This window comes from Rhodococcus sp. OS5, assembly GCF_056837585.1.
Map to the genome: position 1 here is coordinate 747,254 of NZ_CM166368.1, position 14,827 is coordinate 762,080.

The following is a 14,827-nucleotide window of genomic DNA, read 5'->3' on the forward strand; positions in this document are numbered from 1 at the left end:
ACGGGCGGCACCTCGCTGGAGGTGCCGCCCGTTTGCGTGTGAAGTCAGGAGACTGCGTCGACCGCTCGAACCTTCTCTCGCAGTTCACCCTTGACGACCTTGCCGCTTGCATTGCGCGGCAGTGCTTCCACGACGACGATGTCCTTCGGGTGCTTGTAGCGCGCGAGACGATCGTTGAGGAAGCTGCTCAGCTCCTCGATGGTCAGGTCCACGGCTGAACCTGGCGCCATCGCGACGATCGCTACGGGCACCTCGCCCCACTTGGCGTCGGGGCGGCCGACGACGGCCGCTTCGACGATCAATTCGTGTTCGTAGAGGACGTTTTCCACCTCCGCGCAGTAGATGTTCTCTCCGCCGGAGATGATCATGTCCTTCTTGCGATCCACGACGTAGACGAAGCCTTCGTCGTCGACTCGAACGAGATCGCCGGAGTGGAACCATCCACCGTGGAAGGCGTCAGCGGTGGCGGTGGGATTGTTCCAGTATTCGCTCATCATCGTGGGCCCGCGGTAGACGATTTCACCGATTTCACCGGGTGCCACGTCGTCCATGTTCTCGTCGACGACCCTGGCCGAGATGGTCGGGATGACCCGACCGACGGATCCGAGCTTACGAATCGCATCCTCGCCGTCGAGAACGCAAGTGATGGGCGACATCTCGGTCTGACCGAAGACCGCGACATTGAATGCGTCCGGGAAGGTTTCGGCCATTGCCCGCAGGATCGTATCGGACGACGGTGCGGCGCCCCACGAAATGTTCTTCAGCGACAGTGCTCGAGGTTGCGCCTTCTGTACTGCGCACACGGCCTGCCATTGCACGGGCACGAGGAACAAGCTGGTGACCTTCTCGGCTTCGAGGATGTCGAGTAGTTGACCAGGGTCGAATGCGCCGACCGGATGGATCACCGTGGTCGTGCCGAGTTGCAGGCTCGGCGCTATGGAGCCTAGGGCTGCGATGTGGAACATGGGCGACGCGCAGAAGCCGATGGAATCGGCATTGAACAGGTGGAAGGCCCTGATACAGGTCAATGCTTGCGAAGACAGGTTGGAGTGAGAGAGCACCGAGCCCTTGGGGCGACCGGTGGTTCCCGAGGTGTACATGATGAGTGCAGGCGTGTCGTCCGGGATGTCGACGAACGCGTGCGGCTCGCCCTCCTCGCTGATCAAGTCCTCGTAGTTCAGGCTGTCACCCTCGGCGGGGGCGCCTACGGTGATGGAGATGTCGATACCCTCGGACGCGGCTCGCGCAGCTCCGGCCAACGGAGCCAACGGTCCTTCGGCGACAATGACTTTGGAGCCGGAGTCGTTTACCAGATAAGCGACCTCGGGTGGTGTCAGACGGAAGTTCACCGGAACAGCGATGGCGCCCAGTGCGTTGGTCGCGAGCACGACCTCGAGGTATTCGGGGCGGTTGAGCATCAGGATGAGCACGCGGTCGCCGAAGCTGACGCCGCGTCGGGCAAGAGCGTCCGCCAGCTTCTCGACGCGTGCGTCGAGGGTGCTCCAGGTGATGGAATCGCCCAGGAATCGCAGTGCGGTGCGATCGGGAATCATCTGCGCATGCCTGGCGATCTGATTGTTCCAGTTGGTGCGGCGTGAACGCTGCGCCTCGGAGACTGCATCGGTGGAGGCCATCGATGGGTTCCTCTCATGCGTGGGTGATTGTGTGACTCAGGCTACAGTGAGCCGTCGATTCGTACAGTGGTTTTGTTAACGAAAATTCGCAGTGATTACTTGAAGTGGGGTGCGCGTTTCTGCAGCATCGCCATCGCGCCTTCTTTGAAGTCCTCGCCAGTGAGAAGTTCTGCCTGACCGGTATTTTCGAGCTCCAGCGCAGCATCGAGGCGGTCCAGTGTCGCCGCATTGAGTGCGCGCTTGGTGAGTTCGAGGGCGCGTCGGGGAGCCTTCGACGTGCGATCGACGACGGAGTCGACGAGTGCGTCGAACGCGTCGTCGGCGACGGTGCGGGACACGAGCCCGAACCGCTCTGCGTCCTCGGCGGAAACTCGCTCGCCCAGCAATGCCATCTCGGCCGCTCGGGCGCGTCCGATCGCTGCCGGTACCAACGCACTGGCGCCGCCGTCGGGCATCAGACCGATGTTGACGAAGGAGAGGAGGAAATAGGCGCTCGATGCGGCGTACGTCAGGTCCGCGGCTAGAGCGATGGACACTCCGACGCCGGCGGCCGGGCCGTTGACCGCGGCGATCACCGGGACCGGGGCGCTGGTGATGGCGCGAATCAGCGAAGTCGCCGCATCCATGACGACTTTCGGGTCTGCGGGGTTGACGGCCGCTGCGGCGAGGTCGGCTCCGGTGCAGAACGCTCGACCGGATCCGGTGATGACGATGGTGCGAACGGCCGGGTCTGCGCCGCCGTCGTGGACGGCAGCTGCGAAAGCAGTCATCGTGGGCAGATCGATCGCGTTCATCCGCTTCGGGCGGTCGAAGGTCAATCGCAGTACACCGTCGGTGATTTCGGAGCGAAAGCCCGTCTCGGCGGTGGCGGTCATGCCGCGCTCACAGCCGTGACGAATCCGGAAAGCCGTGAGGTGATGAGGTGTTCGGCCTCCGAGACCATGCGGTCGATCATGTCTGCGACGGTCGGGATGTCGTTGATCAATCCTTGGCTCTGTCCGGCGGACCAGATGCCTGCATCGAGGTCGCCGTCCTCGAAGACCTTGCGTCCGCGGGCTCCGGCTACCAGATGCTGAATGTCGCTGAACTGCGCGTCGCCACGTGCTTCGATGTCGACGACCTCGGCACTGATCGCATTCGCGGCTACGCGCGCGGTGTTGTGAAGCGTCCGGAAGATCAGCTTGGTGTCGCGTTCGGTGTTTGCGACAATCTGCTCTTTAACCGATTGTGCGACAGGGGATTCCGCGGTACACATGAAGCGAGTTCCCATGTTGACGCCGTCTGCTCCGAGCGCAAGCGCCGCGACGAGTCCACGTGAATCTGCGATTCCGCCTGAAGCGATCACCGGAATCGTGAGTTGCTGCGTGGCCGCCGGAATCAGAATGAGCCCTGGTATGTCGTCCTCGCCTGGGTGCCCGGCGCATTCGAAGCCGTCGATGCTGACGGCGTCGACGCCCAGTCTCTCGGCTTTGACCGCATGTCGAACTGCAGTGCACTTGTGGATAACCTTCACGCCCGCGTCCTTGAAATGCGGAAGATGATCGATCGGATTGGAACCGGCGGTTTCGACGATCTTGATCCCGGATTCGATGATCGCCTGGCGGTATTCGGCGTACGGCGGCGGCGTGATCGACGGCAGAATAGTGAGATTGACGCCGAAAGGCTTGTCGGTGAGATCGCGGGTTCGAGCAATTTCCTTGACGAGGTCTTCCGGTGTGGGTTGAGTGAGGCCCGTCAAGAACCCGAGGGCGCCGGAATTTGCCGTGGCCGCAACAAGTTCTGCCCGTCCCACCCACATCATGCCCCCTTGCACGATGGGATGGTCAACGCCGAACATTTCGGTGAAGCGAGTGCGAATCATCTGCTCACAACTACTTTCTTACGGTCGGTCATTCGGCATCGAACCCTCTTGCGGGCGAAGAAAACTTCACGCCGCAGGGAACGAGCCCGCCAGCGGACTACGTGCGAGGTTGTGCGAATCGTGACTAACATAACACCGCTGAGAGAGCGGGTGTCAAGACTCTTTTTCCGGAATCCGTCCGCCGCTACAACTGCGTTGTAGGGTTTCGGGTGAAGCAGTACCGGGCGCGAATTGCGACCTTCGCGACGGTTAACATGATCCGTTCGGACTCGCGCCCGTGGAAGTGCGGTGCAGCGGACGAAGGCAGTGCAAGAGAAAGCAACGGAAGTGGAGGGTCAGGTGCCCGGACAGACACGCGTCTCCGTGCGTGGCGGCGACCCTGCACCACGGACGCGTCCGAAGAATCGGAAGGCGCAAATCGCGGCCGCTGCTGCGGAAGCATTCAGCGAACGTGGCTACCACGCGGTGGGCATCGACGAGATCGCCGCGAAGGTCGGAATTTCCGGTCCGGCCCTCTATCGTCATTTCCCCACGAAATACGCCCTGTTCGTCTACACCGTGAACAACCTGACGCAGGCGTTGTTGGATGCCAGCGATCCAGCTGTGCACGGAAACGAAAATCCACGCGAGCAGTTGAACTCCACGATGGTGGGTGTCATCCGCGCGACGATCGAGAATCGGCGCCGGGGAGGGCTCTACCGATGGGAGGGCAGGTACCTGGTCGACGAGGATCGTGAGCAATTGCGGGTGGGAATGCGCACGCTCAATCTTCGGATCGCCGAGCCGCTGGCAGCGGTTCGTCCGGAACTCGACCCGGCGGATGTAGAACTCATCGCGCCCGCCGTGCTCAGTGTGATCGCCAGTATCACCGGTCATCGATCCGCGTTGTCCGCCAAGCAGATCGAAGCGCTGATTCTTGCGGCATGCTGGTCCGTCATCGGCGTCGAATTGCCCGCTGCCGAGGAGGACGGCGCGAGGGCAGGGGCGTCCGAACGCAAAACAGGCCTCGTACGGACGTCGAAACGCGAAGTGCTGCTTCAGGAAGCAGTGTTGCTGTTCTATCAGCGCGGCTACCACGACGTGAGCATCGAGGAGATCGGTGCCGCGGCGGGTATCAACGCGTCGAGTGTGTATCGGCACTTCGCGAGCAAGGCTGACCTTCTTGCTGCGGCCTTCCACCGTGCGTCCGATCGTCTGACTATGACGTTGGGCTCGGCGTTGGCTGAGTCGGAGACTCCTCTCGCGGCCGTCGAGACGTTGGCGAAGATGTACGTCGAGGTTTCGTTCGGAACCAGCGAACTGTTGGCCGTGTACTTTGCCGAGATCGGCAGTTTGCCGGATCGATCACGGACCGAGTTGCGCAACATTCAGCGTTTGAACGTCGAGGAGTGGGCGCACTTGTGTGTCGAGGCGCGTCCGGAGTTGACGATCGTCCAAGCGCGGTTCCTCGTCCACGCGGCGCTCGGACTGGTCTTCGACATCGGCCGAATCGTGCACTTTTCCTCGGAGAACTCCGCGCAGGCCCGCGTCGAGAAACTGCTGTCCGCGACGCTCCTCGGGTAGTCCCGCCCGAAACAGTAGGTGTGACTTCACGTATCGCGGGTAGGTTCGTGATCGCAAGGCGTTCACCGAATCATGTGAAGACGGAAGTAGGGACAGCAATGCCAACTCGTACCGCACGCACCGCCTGGAACGGCACCCTCGAGGCCGGATCGGGACAGGTGGAACTCACCAGCTCGGGCGTCGCCACCTTCGACGTGTCGTTCCCCAAGCGCGCAGCTGAGGAGGCCGGCGGAACCACCAGCCCCGAGGAACTCATCGCCGCGGCGCATTCGTCCTGCTATGCGATGCAGTTGTCGGCCCTGATCGCCGAGGCCGGCGGGACCCCGCAGAGCCTCGACATCACCGCGGACGTGTCACTCGGCCCCGACACGGTCGGATTCAAGCTCACCGGAATCAAGCTCACCGTTCGCGCCGAGGTCGACGGCCTCGACGCCGACGGTTTTGCCAAGGTTGCCCAGGCGGCCAAGGAAACATGCCCGGTCAGCAAGGCACTGACCGGCGTCGACATCACGTTGGATGCGGCCCTGGACTGATCATCTCGCGCTCGGGCGCCCCCTCCGGCGCCCGAGTGCGGTTGTGTGTGACGACCAGGTAGCTCGCGAACAGGATCGGGAGCACCCACAGGTCCGAGGGATCGCGATAGACCAGGATCGGCAAGAGATCTCCGCGGAATCCTCCTGCGGTCAGGCGGAGAAACCCGATCACCCACTCGTATGCGTCGCCGATCGGCGGTATCACCTTCACGGCGGCGAAGCCGATCCCCGTGACCGCGATGGACCAGGCGATCGCTGCTCGCCCCACCAGACTTCGCCTGAGCACCTCGAGAACCGAGATCAGAAGCAGGGGAAGCAGGAACACACCGGCGACGTCGGACAGCTTGCCCGTCATCGTGTTCCCGAATGCCCCTTTGAGTACGTGGTCGTTGATCAAGATGACGGCCACCGAGACCAGTGCCCACGGATTCAGCAGCAGATCGCCCGGACGATTCACGACAGGTTGATGGTTGCCGAGCCGGACGAGAACAAATCGCACTTGAACTGAAGGCGCAGACCGGTGGCGGCTTCGGGGACCTCGTACGCCAATTCGCCTCGTTTGGCAGCGCCCGGCGCGAGCTCTCCGTCGACACTCGACGTGCTGCTGTCGGTGAACGTGATGTTGTACGACTTGTTTGCCGAGTCCTGCAGTTCGAAGCACATCATCGACGAGACCGTCGACGGCTTGTCACTGTTGTTGGTGACCTCGGTGTCGACCACGACGTAGCGGTTTCCGGGATCAGCGGTGATGAACTGATTGGTCGAGACGTAGGGATCGACGACGCCGTGTACCTGGACGCGCCAGTCGCCCAGTTCGACGACGTCACCGATTCCGAAGGCGGCCGCAGGTGCGGCGGAAGAACCGTTGTCGTCGACCTTCTTCGCTTCGTCGGTCTCGCCCGAGGCGATGGTTGCGAACAGGGCTGCGCCGACGGCGAGGAGGGCGAGGGGAGTGCGGAGTGATCGCATGATGTGCGCCTTTCGAGAGTTGGTATGGCACAAGTCAACGATGTGAGGACTGCTCACCGCTTCGGTCGAAAGATCGGTCCGCCTCATCCTTTCGGTCGGAGCCTGGCGGTTCGTCCACCCGTTCGGCTGATTCGAGGCGTCGGTGGCGGTGGATACGCTTGCTCGGTGATCACCACCAAAGGAACCGTTGTGCGACGACGCGTATGGACTACCGCCGCTGTCGCGTTCAGCCTTTTCTGTTCCTTCATGACGGTGGGCATCGCAGGCGCGTCGGGAAATATGCCACCGGTATTGGTCGGTATCGGGTTCGTCCTGGGCGTGGCCGGTGGGATATCGCTTGTGTGGCGCCATCAGTATCCCTGGGTGGTTCTGGCGATCACGCTGGTCGGCCCGTTGTTCTTCCCCACCGATGCGACGGCGGCGCTCATCGCATTGTTCGCCGTTGCTCGGATCGCGCGTGGGCCTCGGCTTGCTGCCGCTGCGGCAGCTGTCTTCGTCGCGTGCGGAATTTCGTTGACCTACGACGCTTTTCGCAATCGTGAGTACTCCGTTCTCACGATGGGAACGATGAAACCCAAGGACGGTTCGGCGGTTGTTCAATACGACGTCGCCATCTGGATCCCGTGGCTCGTCGCAGCCGTCATGGTCGGCATCGTCGTGGCGCTCTCGCTCCTGATTCGGACCAGAACCGAACTCGTCGAGGCCGAACACGTACGGGATCTTGCCACCGAGAAAACAGACGTGATGCGCGACGAGATGATTCGCACCGAGGAACGAACGCGGATCGCGCGCGACATGCACGACACGATCGCGGCCAGTCTGAGCCGGATTTCGTTGTTCGCCGGTGGGTTACAGGTCAGCGCGGCAGACAATCCCGAGAAGGTCGTCAACACCGCTGCGATGATCAGAACCACCGCGCACGAGGCTTTGGACGAATTGAAGGGAATCGTCGGAGTGCTCAGGGGAAGCGGTGATCGCCGCGAACACGGCGGGCACCAGGGGATCGACGCGATCGGCGATCTGGTCAACGGTGCACGCGCCGCGGGCATTCACTGCCGTCTCGAATCGGAGTTGCTCCCGGGTGATGTCGGAATGCTGGCGGGCCACGTCTGTTATCGCGTCGTTCAGGAATCGTTGACCAACGTCCAGAAGTACGCGAGCGACCAGATGCTCGTCATTTCGGTGACCGGGTCGCCGCACGACGGAATTCGTATCCTCGCACGCAACAAGCTGAGCGAGCTTGCACCCATGACGTCGATCGGTTCGCGGTCCGGCTTACGCGGGTTGGCCGAACAGGCAAGAGAAATCGGCGGCAAGGTGGAGGCAGGCGCGCTGGGGGACGATTTCCTCGTCAGTTGCTGGGTGCCCTGGTCGTCGTAACCCTCCCACCCTCCGACTGTCGGGGGCTCTGGGTAATCTGAGCGCACTATGGACGCTGACTCGCGCATCACAGTTTTGATCGTCGACAACGACGCCTGGGTTCGGCGCGGAATGAAGGACATCCTGGAAGCAGCGCCGGACATCGTGGTGGTTGCCGAGGCCGAGGACGGCGATCAGGTCGCAGCCAAAGTCACTCGGTTTCGTCCGCACGTGGTGCTGATGGATCTGAAGATGGCACGGGTCGGTGGCTTGGAGGCCACCCGAGAGTTGATGACCATGAGCAATCCGCCGAAGGTCATCGCGATGACCGCCTTCGACGTCGACGACATGGTCGTGCAAGCGGTCGAGGCGGGCGCGCACAGTTTTCTGAGCAAGGACGCGGCCCCACAGGCGTTCCAGCAGGCAGTACGGGTGGTGGCGTCGGACCACTCGTTGTTCAGCTCCGATTCTCTACGTGCCATCGTGGCCTCGGCGCCGCGTCGGCAAGCACCCGACCTGACTCCCCTCGCTTCGCTCACCGAGCGTGAGCGCGAAGTGCTGACAATCCTGGCGACAGGCGCGGCCAACAGCGTCATCGCGGAGCGACTGTACCTCGGTGAGACCACCGTCAAGACGCATATCTCCTCGTTGTTCGCCAAGCTCGGTGTGCCCAACCGGGTGAGTGCGTCGTTGATCGCGTTCCGGTGTGGTCTGGTCACGTGATTCTGTGACCTCGTGACGCGAGCCGGGACTAATCCCGGCCCTGTTCGTTGTTGCACCGTCGGTGACTGATCAAATCGTGATTGACCAAGACGTGACCATCGAAGTGTGGTCTGACGTCGCTTGTCCGTGGTGCTACATCGGAAAGACCAGGTTCCTTTCGGCTCTGGATCGTTTCGAGAACAAGGACCGCGTCAACGTCATCTGGCGCTCGTACCAGCTCGCTCCGGAGACCCCGGTGGGAGAGGGACGAACCGAACTCGACGCCTTGGTCGAGATGAAGGGGATGGCGCCTGAACAGGTACGTCAGATGTTCGCCCACGTCAGCGCGACGGCAGCCGAGGTCGGCTTGACCTTGGACTTCGACACCGTGATCGCCGCCAACACCTTTGATGCGCACAGGTTGCTGCATCTCGCGGGTGAGCGGCAGAACGAACTCCTCGAAGCGCTGTTCAAAGCGCACTTCAGCGACGGCAAGGTGATCGACGACCGTGAGGTGCTGGTCGAGCTGGCCGTGAGCGTCGGCCTCGACGCCGACGTCGTGCGCGAGCAACTGGGCTCCGATGCCGCAGCCGAGGCTGTTCGCGAAGATCTGTCCATGGCCCGCCAACTGCAGGTCAGCGGCGTTCCGTTCTTCGTCGCCAACCGTGCGGTCGCAGTATCCGGCGCTCAACCCGAAGAGGTGTTTCTGCAGTTGCTTACTCAGGCCTCCGAACCGGCCTGAGTAAGGCGAGCGGCACGAACTGCCGGGGCGTTCGAGAACGGCAACAGATGTGCACCGTCGTCGGGGCAGGAAAGCGTGACGTGCGCTGCATCGACGAACCGGTACGGCTGCGCTGCAACAACTCCGGCAAGGTTCTTGCGCAGACGCGACATCTCGGCCCGCGCGGTCACCGTGCGGGCCGGGTCACCGAAAAGATCCTGCGCCAACCGCGATGCGGTCAGTCCACGCCTCTCGGATCCGAGGAGAAACAGAATCTCCGCATGCCGCTGGGTCGGGGAGTAGGCCCATTCGCCCAACCCCGACGTGACGGTCACCGACATGTTCTCGGAATCGCGCAGATCGATATGCACCGTGGGCGCACTGATTTTCTCGCCGGTGGCGATCGGCCGGACCACCCACCCGCCGGGAAGTGGATCCAGTTCGCACAGACCCAAAGCGGGGAACCACGTCCTGCCGGGAGCCAAAGCCGCGGGGAGCAGCACGCGCGAGCGATGAGGTAGCGCATCGACCGCCGCTACCCAGCCATGAGTATCGATCACCAATGCCGGTGATCCGCTACGAGCAAGCATCGGCCCTGCAACAGAACGCAATTGATCGAGATTGTCCCGATGCTTGTCGCGCAGGTGTGATTGCGCGAGGCGTGCGACGGCGTCGACCAGAGCGAGTGTGGTGGGGTGGACGGTCTTGGCGGGACCACTGATGTCGACGACGCCGATGACACGGTCGTCCCGCGGATCGCGGATGGGTGCCCCCGCGCAGGTCCACGGATGGTGGCTGCGCGCATAGTGTTCCGCCGAGAAGATCTGAACCGCCTGTCGTGACACCAATGCCGTTCCGATGGCGTTGGTGCCGACGCTGTCCTCGGCCCAGTTCGCACCCTCGACAAATCCCAGACGCGCAGCTTGGTCCAGTACTCGATGGGACCCGCTGCGCCACAGAACAGTTCCGCGAAGATCTGCGACGACCATGATGTTCTCACCGCTCGCGGTAACCGATTCGAGTCCACGCGTCACGTCGTCGAGCACGTCGTACAGTCCGGACTCACGACGACGGAGATCGAGTTCGGCGACGTCCATGGACGGTTCGACCCGGTTGTGTTCGGGGTCGATACCTAACTCGCGCAGGCGTTGCCACGATTGGCGGACCACGTCCCTGGGGCGGGCCGGTGCGCGGTCTCCGGCCATCGTCGCGTCGTACACCGCGGCGAGGGTCCTCGCGTAGTCGCGAGGATCCTCACCGGGCGGCATCGCGGGCTCGGGCAACCGCTTTTTCAGCGAAGACACCGCTTTCAGTGAAGACACCGCTTTCAGTGAAGACACCGCGGTCAGCGGTAGACGAGGCCGCCGTCGATGAGACCGGCCTGACCGGTCATGTAGTCGGAATCGGGCCCGGCAAGGTACGAGACGAAACCGGCGACATCGTCGGGGGTTTCAGCTCGACCCAGCGCAATTCCGCCGACGAACTTCTCGTACGTGGCGCCCTCTGGTGCACCGGTCAATTCGGCGAACCTCTTGTCGATCGTCACCCACATGTCGGTGCCCACGACGCCGGGGCAGTACGCGTTGACGGTGATTCCGTCGGACGCGTATTCCTTGGCTGCAGCCTGAGTGAGGGCCCTGACCGCGAATTTTGTTGCGCTGTAAACACCTAACATGGCGAACCCGTCGTGGCCGGCGATGGATGACGCGTTGATGATCTTTCCGCGCTGACCCAGAGCTTGGAACTTTGCTGCTGCAGCTTGAATTCCCCACAGGACGCCGTCGACGTTGACGCTCCAGATCTTGGAGACCTCTTCCGGCGTCGCGTCGGAGATCGGGCCGACGAGAGCGATTCCCGCGTTGTTGACGATGACGTCGAATCCGCTCAACTCACTGTGCGCGTGTTCGACTGCGGCGTGAACCTGCGCGCGATCGCTGACATCGGCGACAAACGTCGTTGCACGACGGCCGATCCGTCTGATCTCGTCGGCAACCGCATCCAGCTTGGTCTGGTCGAGGTCGACCAACGCGATGTCGGCGCCGTCGTGGGCGAGGCGGAGAGCGATTCCGCGTCCGATGCCTTGGCCGGCGCCGGTGACCAGTACTACCTTGCCCGTGATGCTCATGCAGATCTCCTCGTAAGCAGTGAACCAGTCGGTTGTGAACCGGTGAGTGATTTGTATGTGACGGCGACCACAATGCGGAAGGGTTGCACCGTGTTGCAATTCCGCAGAATGGGGCAGCGGTTGCAACCCTCGGCAACCCTCCCGATGTCCCGCGCGACGGCTCCATAGTTGCGCAACCACTTCGCGAATCATCTTGCGAGACAATCTGGGAGAGGGAACATGACCGCTACAGTCGACACACCCACGGAACCGGCCACGCCGAGCCGACAACCGTCACGCCGCTGGATCGGGTTCGGGATCGCGAACCTCGTGATCGTTCTCGTGCTGGCGGTTGCGAGTTGGTACCTGCTCGCCGATCCGACCACCAGTCCCTGGAGTTTCTATCCTCTGCCGTTCAACGCGGCGCTTTTCTGGGCAATCCTTTTTGTGGTGTTCATCGGCTTCAATTGCGAGTTCGCCGGCTTCGACCGACTCCCGCAGCCGGCGAAAGGCCTGGCGATCATGGTCGCGACCGCGGTCTTCGCCGTCGTGGTGACGTGGCTCCTGGCAAACGGCTTGGGGAGTTTGTACCCGGATTTCGCGGCCGATCGTGAGGGCGGCCTCGGATATTTCGCGGGTGCGCTGTTCGTGCTCTTCGGCTTCGGGACCTGGGTGATGGTGGTCCTGAACTGGCAGCATTGGCCGTGGACTTCCCTAGGGATGAAGCAGCCGTTGGTGGGTTTGTGTGAGATCGCGTTTGTCGCCGTTCCGACGCTGGCGCTGTACTTCGTGTTCGGTCTGCCGTCCGTGTCGCTGTCCGCCACGGATCCGTTGATGACCGTCGACACCGTACTCGGGTGGTTCTACTGCGTCGTGGTGGTCGTGATCCTGACTGGCCAGACGCTCGACAACTGGCCGTGGCGACTGTTCGGCGGCGGGGGTAAGACGGCGCTCGCAGCCACGATCGGTAACTTCGCCGTCGGAACCGGCTTGTACTTCGTGGCACTTCCGGTCGTGAAGGCGCTGGTGGGAAGCGATGCCGTTGCCGAGTTGGGCGGTGTGATCCATCAATTCCCGGCGCAGCTCGGGGTGTGCTGGGCTTTCTGGATGATCTTCTGGGCCAACGCCTTCGGTAACAAGCCCACGGGCTTTGCGGACGGGGTCAACCTGGCGATCCGCGCGCTGCTCACGTTTGCGCTCGCGGTGGTCACATTCTTGTTCTATTACCGCTTTGCGGCAGAGTACATTCTTCACGAGCCGGCAGTTGTCGACGGATTGCACGGCAATGCACTGGGTTTCGTGGATTGGGCCGTGTTGTGGACGCTGTTCTACGTCGTGGGATTTCAGTCGCTGGGACTCGGCAGATTCAAGCCTGCTGAGGGGTGAGTCGGTTGCCCGCACCTCGGTGCGGGTAACCGGTATCGGACGCCGGCACCGCGTCCACTGATTGCAACAGACTGCAACGCTTGTGACCGGGGCCACTTATGGGATGTGCTGTGTGTCACATTCACAAACAAGGAGAAGTGATGACGCAAACCATCGATTCCGCAGTCACCCCCGAGGTGAAGTTGACGGCGGTGACACCTCAGGAGCGCGTCGACGCCTGGCTGGCGGATTTCGAGTCGGCCCTCGCGGCTCGTGACATCGAGCGTGTGGCAGGCAAATTCGCACTCGACAGCTTCTGGCGAGACCTGGTGTCGTTCACCTGGAACATCAAGACCGTCGAAGGTCGCGAGCAGATCGCCGACATGCTCTCCGCGCGACTCGACGACACCGATCCTTCGGGATTCCGGACGACCGAGACGCCCGACGAGGCCGACGGCGTCACGTCAGCCTGGATCGAGTTCGAGACTGCAACCGGGCGTGCGCACGGGCACCTTCGTTTGAAGGGAGATGAAGGTTGGACCCTGCTGACGTCGCTGCAGGAGTTGAAGGGGTACGAAGAAGGTAAGGGCACTCGTCGTCCGCGCGGCGCCAAGCATGGGGCAGACCCGAACCGCATCACGTGGGCCGAGCAGAAGGAGATCGAAGACCGCGAACTCGGTTACACCACACAGCCTTACGTCGTGATCGTCGGCGGCGGCCAGGGCGGCATCGCGCTCGGCGCCCGGATGCGTCAGCTCGGAGTACCGGCCATCGTGATCGACAGCCATGAGCGACCCGGCGATCAGTGGCGCGGACGCTACAAGTCCCTGTGCCTGCACGATCCGGTTTGGTACGACCACCTGCCATACATGCCGTTCCCCGACAACTGGCCGGTGTTCGCGCCCAAGGACAAGATCGGCGACTGGCTCGAGATGTACACCAAGGTCATGGAGGTTCCGTACTGGAGTTCCACGACCTGCACCTCGGCGTCGTTCGACGAGAAGACCCAGGAATGGACCGTCGAGGTCAACCGCAACGGCGAGAAGCTGACGTTGCGTCCCAAGCAGTTGGTGATGGCGACGGGTATGTCCGGCAAGGCCAACGTTCCGACGTTCCCCGGGCAGGACAAGTTCCTCGGCGATCAGCACCACTCGAGCAAGCACCCCGGCCCGGATCAGTACGTGGGCAAGAAGGTCGTCGTGATCGGGGCCAACAACTCCTCGCACGACATCTGCGGTGCACTGTGGGAGAACGGCATCGACGTCACGATGGTGCAGCGCAGCTCGACGCACATCGTGAAGTCGGATTCGCTGATGGATTTGGGCTTGGGCGATCTGTACTCGGAGCGAGCACTGGCCGCCGGCATGACGACACACAAGGCGGACCTCACGTTCGGTTCGCTGCCGTACCGGATCATGCACGAGTTCCAGATCCCGGTGTACGACGCAATCCGTGAGCGCGACAAGGATTTCTACGATCGCCTCGAGAAGGCGGGCTTCGAGCACGACTGGGGCGACGACGGTTCGGGCCTGTTCATGAAGTACCTACGCCGTGGCTCGGGCTACTACATCGATGTCGGCGCTGCCGAACTGGTTGCCAATGGAGACATCAAGCTCGCGCACGGCAACATTCGTGAGCTGACCGAGAACAGCGTGATCCTCGAAGACGGTACGGAATTGCCTGCCGACGTGGTGGTCTACGCGACCGGCTACGGCTCGATGAATGGCTGGGTGGCGGATCTGATCGGTCAGGACACCGCCGACAAGGTCGGCAAGGTGTGGGGCCTGGGCTCGAATACCACCAAGGATCCGGGACCGTGGGAAGGCGAGCAGCGCAACATGTGGAAGCCGACGCAGCAGGAAGCGCTGTGGTTCCACGGAGGCAATCTGCACCAGTCGCGCCACTACTCGCTGTACTTGGCGTTGCAATTGAAGGCGCGTTACGAGGGCATCCCGACACCGGTGTACGGACTGCAGGAAGTGCATCATCTGAGCTGAAACAGAACTGCTGTGCGCC

14 protein-coding genes are annotated in these 14,827 nt (G+C 62.5%); 7 read left to right on the forward strand and 7 right to left on the reverse strand.

The window, feature by feature from the left end:
* Positions 1 to 44: 44 nt before the first annotated feature.
* The 3 genes from fadD5 to ACVZUB_RS03490 all read right to left on the reverse strand — a co-directional run bounded on the left by fadD5 (position 45) and on the right by ACVZUB_RS03490 (position 3,495).
* Positions 45 to 1,634, reverse strand: coding sequence for a fatty-acid--CoA ligase FadD5 (gene fadD5, locus ACVZUB_RS03480; RefSeq protein WP_064688644.1), 1,590 nt, complete (start codon positions 1,632 to 1,634; stop codon positions 45 to 47).
* Between the two features lie 95 nt (positions 1,635 to 1,729).
* On the reverse strand, positions 1,730 to 2,509 hold the full coding sequence (locus tag ACVZUB_RS03485; protein WP_003945899.1) for an enoyl-CoA hydratase: 780 nt from the start codon (positions 2,507 to 2,509) through the stop codon (positions 1,730 to 1,732).
* A complete protein-coding gene (locus ACVZUB_RS03490) occupies positions 2,506 to 3,495 on the reverse strand; it encodes an NAD(P)H-dependent flavin oxidoreductase (protein WP_064075123.1) in 990 nt (329 codons plus the stop codon). Before ACVZUB_RS03490 ends, ACVZUB_RS03485 begins: the two co-directional genes overlap by 4 nt.
* A gap of 339 nt (positions 3,496 to 3,834) precedes the next feature.
* On the opposite strand from ACVZUB_RS03490, the gene ACVZUB_RS03495 reads away from it, so the two are divergent.
* The gene (locus ACVZUB_RS03495) at positions 3,835 to 5,058 is read left to right on the forward strand and encodes a TetR/AcrR family transcriptional regulator (protein ID WP_039972781.1); all 1,224 of its coding nucleotides are present in this window, start codon (positions 3,835 to 3,837) and stop codon (positions 5,056 to 5,058) included.
* Positions 5,059 to 5,156: 98 nt separating this feature from the next.
* Positions 5,157 to 5,591: an OsmC family protein gene (locus tag ACVZUB_RS03500; protein WP_007726950.1), complete on the forward strand. Its 435-nt coding sequence runs from the start codon at positions 5,157 to 5,159 to the stop codon at positions 5,589 to 5,591.
* Here ACVZUB_RS03500 and ACVZUB_RS03505 read toward each other — a convergent pair.
* Positions 5,566 to 6,048 carry a hypothetical protein gene (locus ACVZUB_RS03505; RefSeq protein ID WP_064075124.1) on the reverse strand — a complete coding sequence of 161 codons (483 nt, stop codon included), beginning with the start codon at positions 6,046 to 6,048 and terminating at the stop codon, positions 5,566 to 5,568. The two genes, ACVZUB_RS03500 and ACVZUB_RS03505, sit on opposite strands and share 26 nt — an antisense overlap.
* Positions 6,045 to 6,560 (reverse strand): DUF4352 domain-containing protein, encoded by a 516-nt coding sequence (locus tag ACVZUB_RS03510; RefSeq protein ID WP_003945701.1) that lies wholly within the window; start codon positions 6,558 to 6,560, stop codon positions 6,045 to 6,047. Before ACVZUB_RS03510 ends, ACVZUB_RS03505 begins: the two co-directional genes overlap by 4 nt.
* A gap of 24 nt (positions 6,561 to 6,584) precedes the next feature.
* Here ACVZUB_RS03510 and ACVZUB_RS03515 point away from each other — a divergent pair, with 24 nt between their 5' ends.
* The 3 genes from ACVZUB_RS03515 (at position 6,585) to ACVZUB_RS03525 (ending at position 9,363) form a co-directional block, all read left to right on the forward strand.
* A complete protein-coding gene (locus tag ACVZUB_RS03515; RefSeq protein ID WP_054781748.1) occupies positions 6,585 to 7,940 on the forward strand; it encodes a sensor histidine kinase in 1,356 nt (451 codons plus the stop codon).
* 48 nt (positions 7,941 to 7,988) lie between these two features.
* Positions 7,989 to 8,642, forward strand: a complete 654-nt coding sequence (locus tag ACVZUB_RS03520; protein WP_042451934.1) for a response regulator — start codon at positions 7,989 to 7,991, stop codon at positions 8,640 to 8,642.
* A gap of 91 nt (positions 8,643 to 8,733) precedes the next feature.
* Positions 8,734 to 9,363, forward strand: a complete 630-nt coding sequence (locus ACVZUB_RS03525) for a DsbA family oxidoreductase (protein ID WP_228232432.1) — start codon at positions 8,734 to 8,736, stop codon at positions 9,361 to 9,363.
* Here the strand turns inward: ACVZUB_RS03525 and ACVZUB_RS03530 are convergent.
* Together ACVZUB_RS03530 and ACVZUB_RS03535 are read right to left on the reverse strand one after the other, a co-directional pair.
* The gene (locus tag ACVZUB_RS03530) at positions 9,342 to 10,610 is read right to left on the reverse strand and encodes a GAF domain-containing protein (protein ID WP_020968367.1); all 1,269 of its coding nucleotides are present in this window, start codon (positions 10,608 to 10,610) and stop codon (positions 9,342 to 9,344) included. The two genes, ACVZUB_RS03525 and ACVZUB_RS03530, sit on opposite strands and share 22 nt — an antisense overlap.
* A 77-nt stretch (positions 10,611 to 10,687) precedes the next feature.
* Entirely contained in the window at positions 10,688 to 11,467 is a 780-nt protein-coding gene (locus tag ACVZUB_RS03535) for an acetoin reductase (protein ID WP_042451932.1), read from the reverse strand.
* A gap of 219 nt (positions 11,468 to 11,686) precedes the next feature.
* Here ACVZUB_RS03535 and ACVZUB_RS03540 point away from each other — a divergent pair, with 219 nt between their 5' ends.
* Positions 11,687 to 12,832, forward strand: a complete 1,146-nt coding sequence (locus ACVZUB_RS03540) for a hypothetical protein (RefSeq protein ID WP_058039258.1) — start codon at positions 11,687 to 11,689, stop codon at positions 12,830 to 12,832.
* Positions 12,833 to 12,972: 140 nt separating this feature from the next.
* A complete protein-coding gene (locus tag ACVZUB_RS03545) occupies positions 12,973 to 14,808 on the forward strand; it encodes a flavin-containing monooxygenase (RefSeq protein WP_058039316.1) in 1,836 nt (611 codons plus the stop codon).
* The last annotated feature ends 19 nt before the right edge of the window (positions 14,809 to 14,827 follow it).

Bases quoted from the DNA above. Each gene is read 5' to 3' on its own strand.
- ACVZUB_RS03490 (WP_064075123.1), bottom strand. From the start codon at position 3,495: ATGATTCGCACTCGCTTCACCGAAATGTTCGGCGTTGACCATCCCATC.
- ACVZUB_RS03545 (WP_058039316.1), top strand. From the start codon at position 12,973: ATGACGCAAACCATCGATTCCGCAGTCACCCCCGAGGTGAAGTTGACG.
- ACVZUB_RS03485 (WP_003945899.1), bottom strand. From the start codon at position 2,509: ATGACCGCCACCGCCGAGACGGGCTTTCGCTCCGAAATCACCGACGGT.
- ACVZUB_RS03530 (WP_020968367.1), bottom strand. From the start codon at position 10,610: ATGCCGCCCGGTGAGGATCCTCGCGACTACGCGAGGACCCTCGCCGCG.
- ACVZUB_RS03520 (WP_042451934.1), top strand. From the start codon at position 7,989: ATGGACGCTGACTCGCGCATCACAGTTTTGATCGTCGACAACGACGCC.
- ACVZUB_RS03500 (WP_007726950.1), top strand. From the start codon at position 5,157: ATGCCAACTCGTACCGCACGCACCGCCTGGAACGGCACCCTCGAGGCC.
- ACVZUB_RS03510 (WP_003945701.1), bottom strand. From the start codon at position 6,560: ATGCGATCACTCCGCACTCCCCTCGCCCTCCTCGCCGTCGGCGCAGCC.
- ACVZUB_RS03535 (WP_042451932.1), bottom strand. From the start codon at position 11,467: ATGAGCATCACGGGCAAGGTAGTACTGGTCACCGGCGCCGGCCAAGGC.
- ACVZUB_RS03515 (WP_054781748.1), top strand. From the start codon at position 6,585: ATGGCACAAGTCAACGATGTGAGGACTGCTCACCGCTTCGGTCGAAAG.
- ACVZUB_RS03540 (WP_058039258.1), top strand. From the start codon at position 11,687: ATGACCGCTACAGTCGACACACCCACGGAACCGGCCACGCCGAGCCGA.
- fadD5 (WP_064688644.1), bottom strand. From the start codon at position 1,634: ATGGCCTCCACCGATGCAGTCTCCGAGGCGCAGCGTTCACGCCGCACC.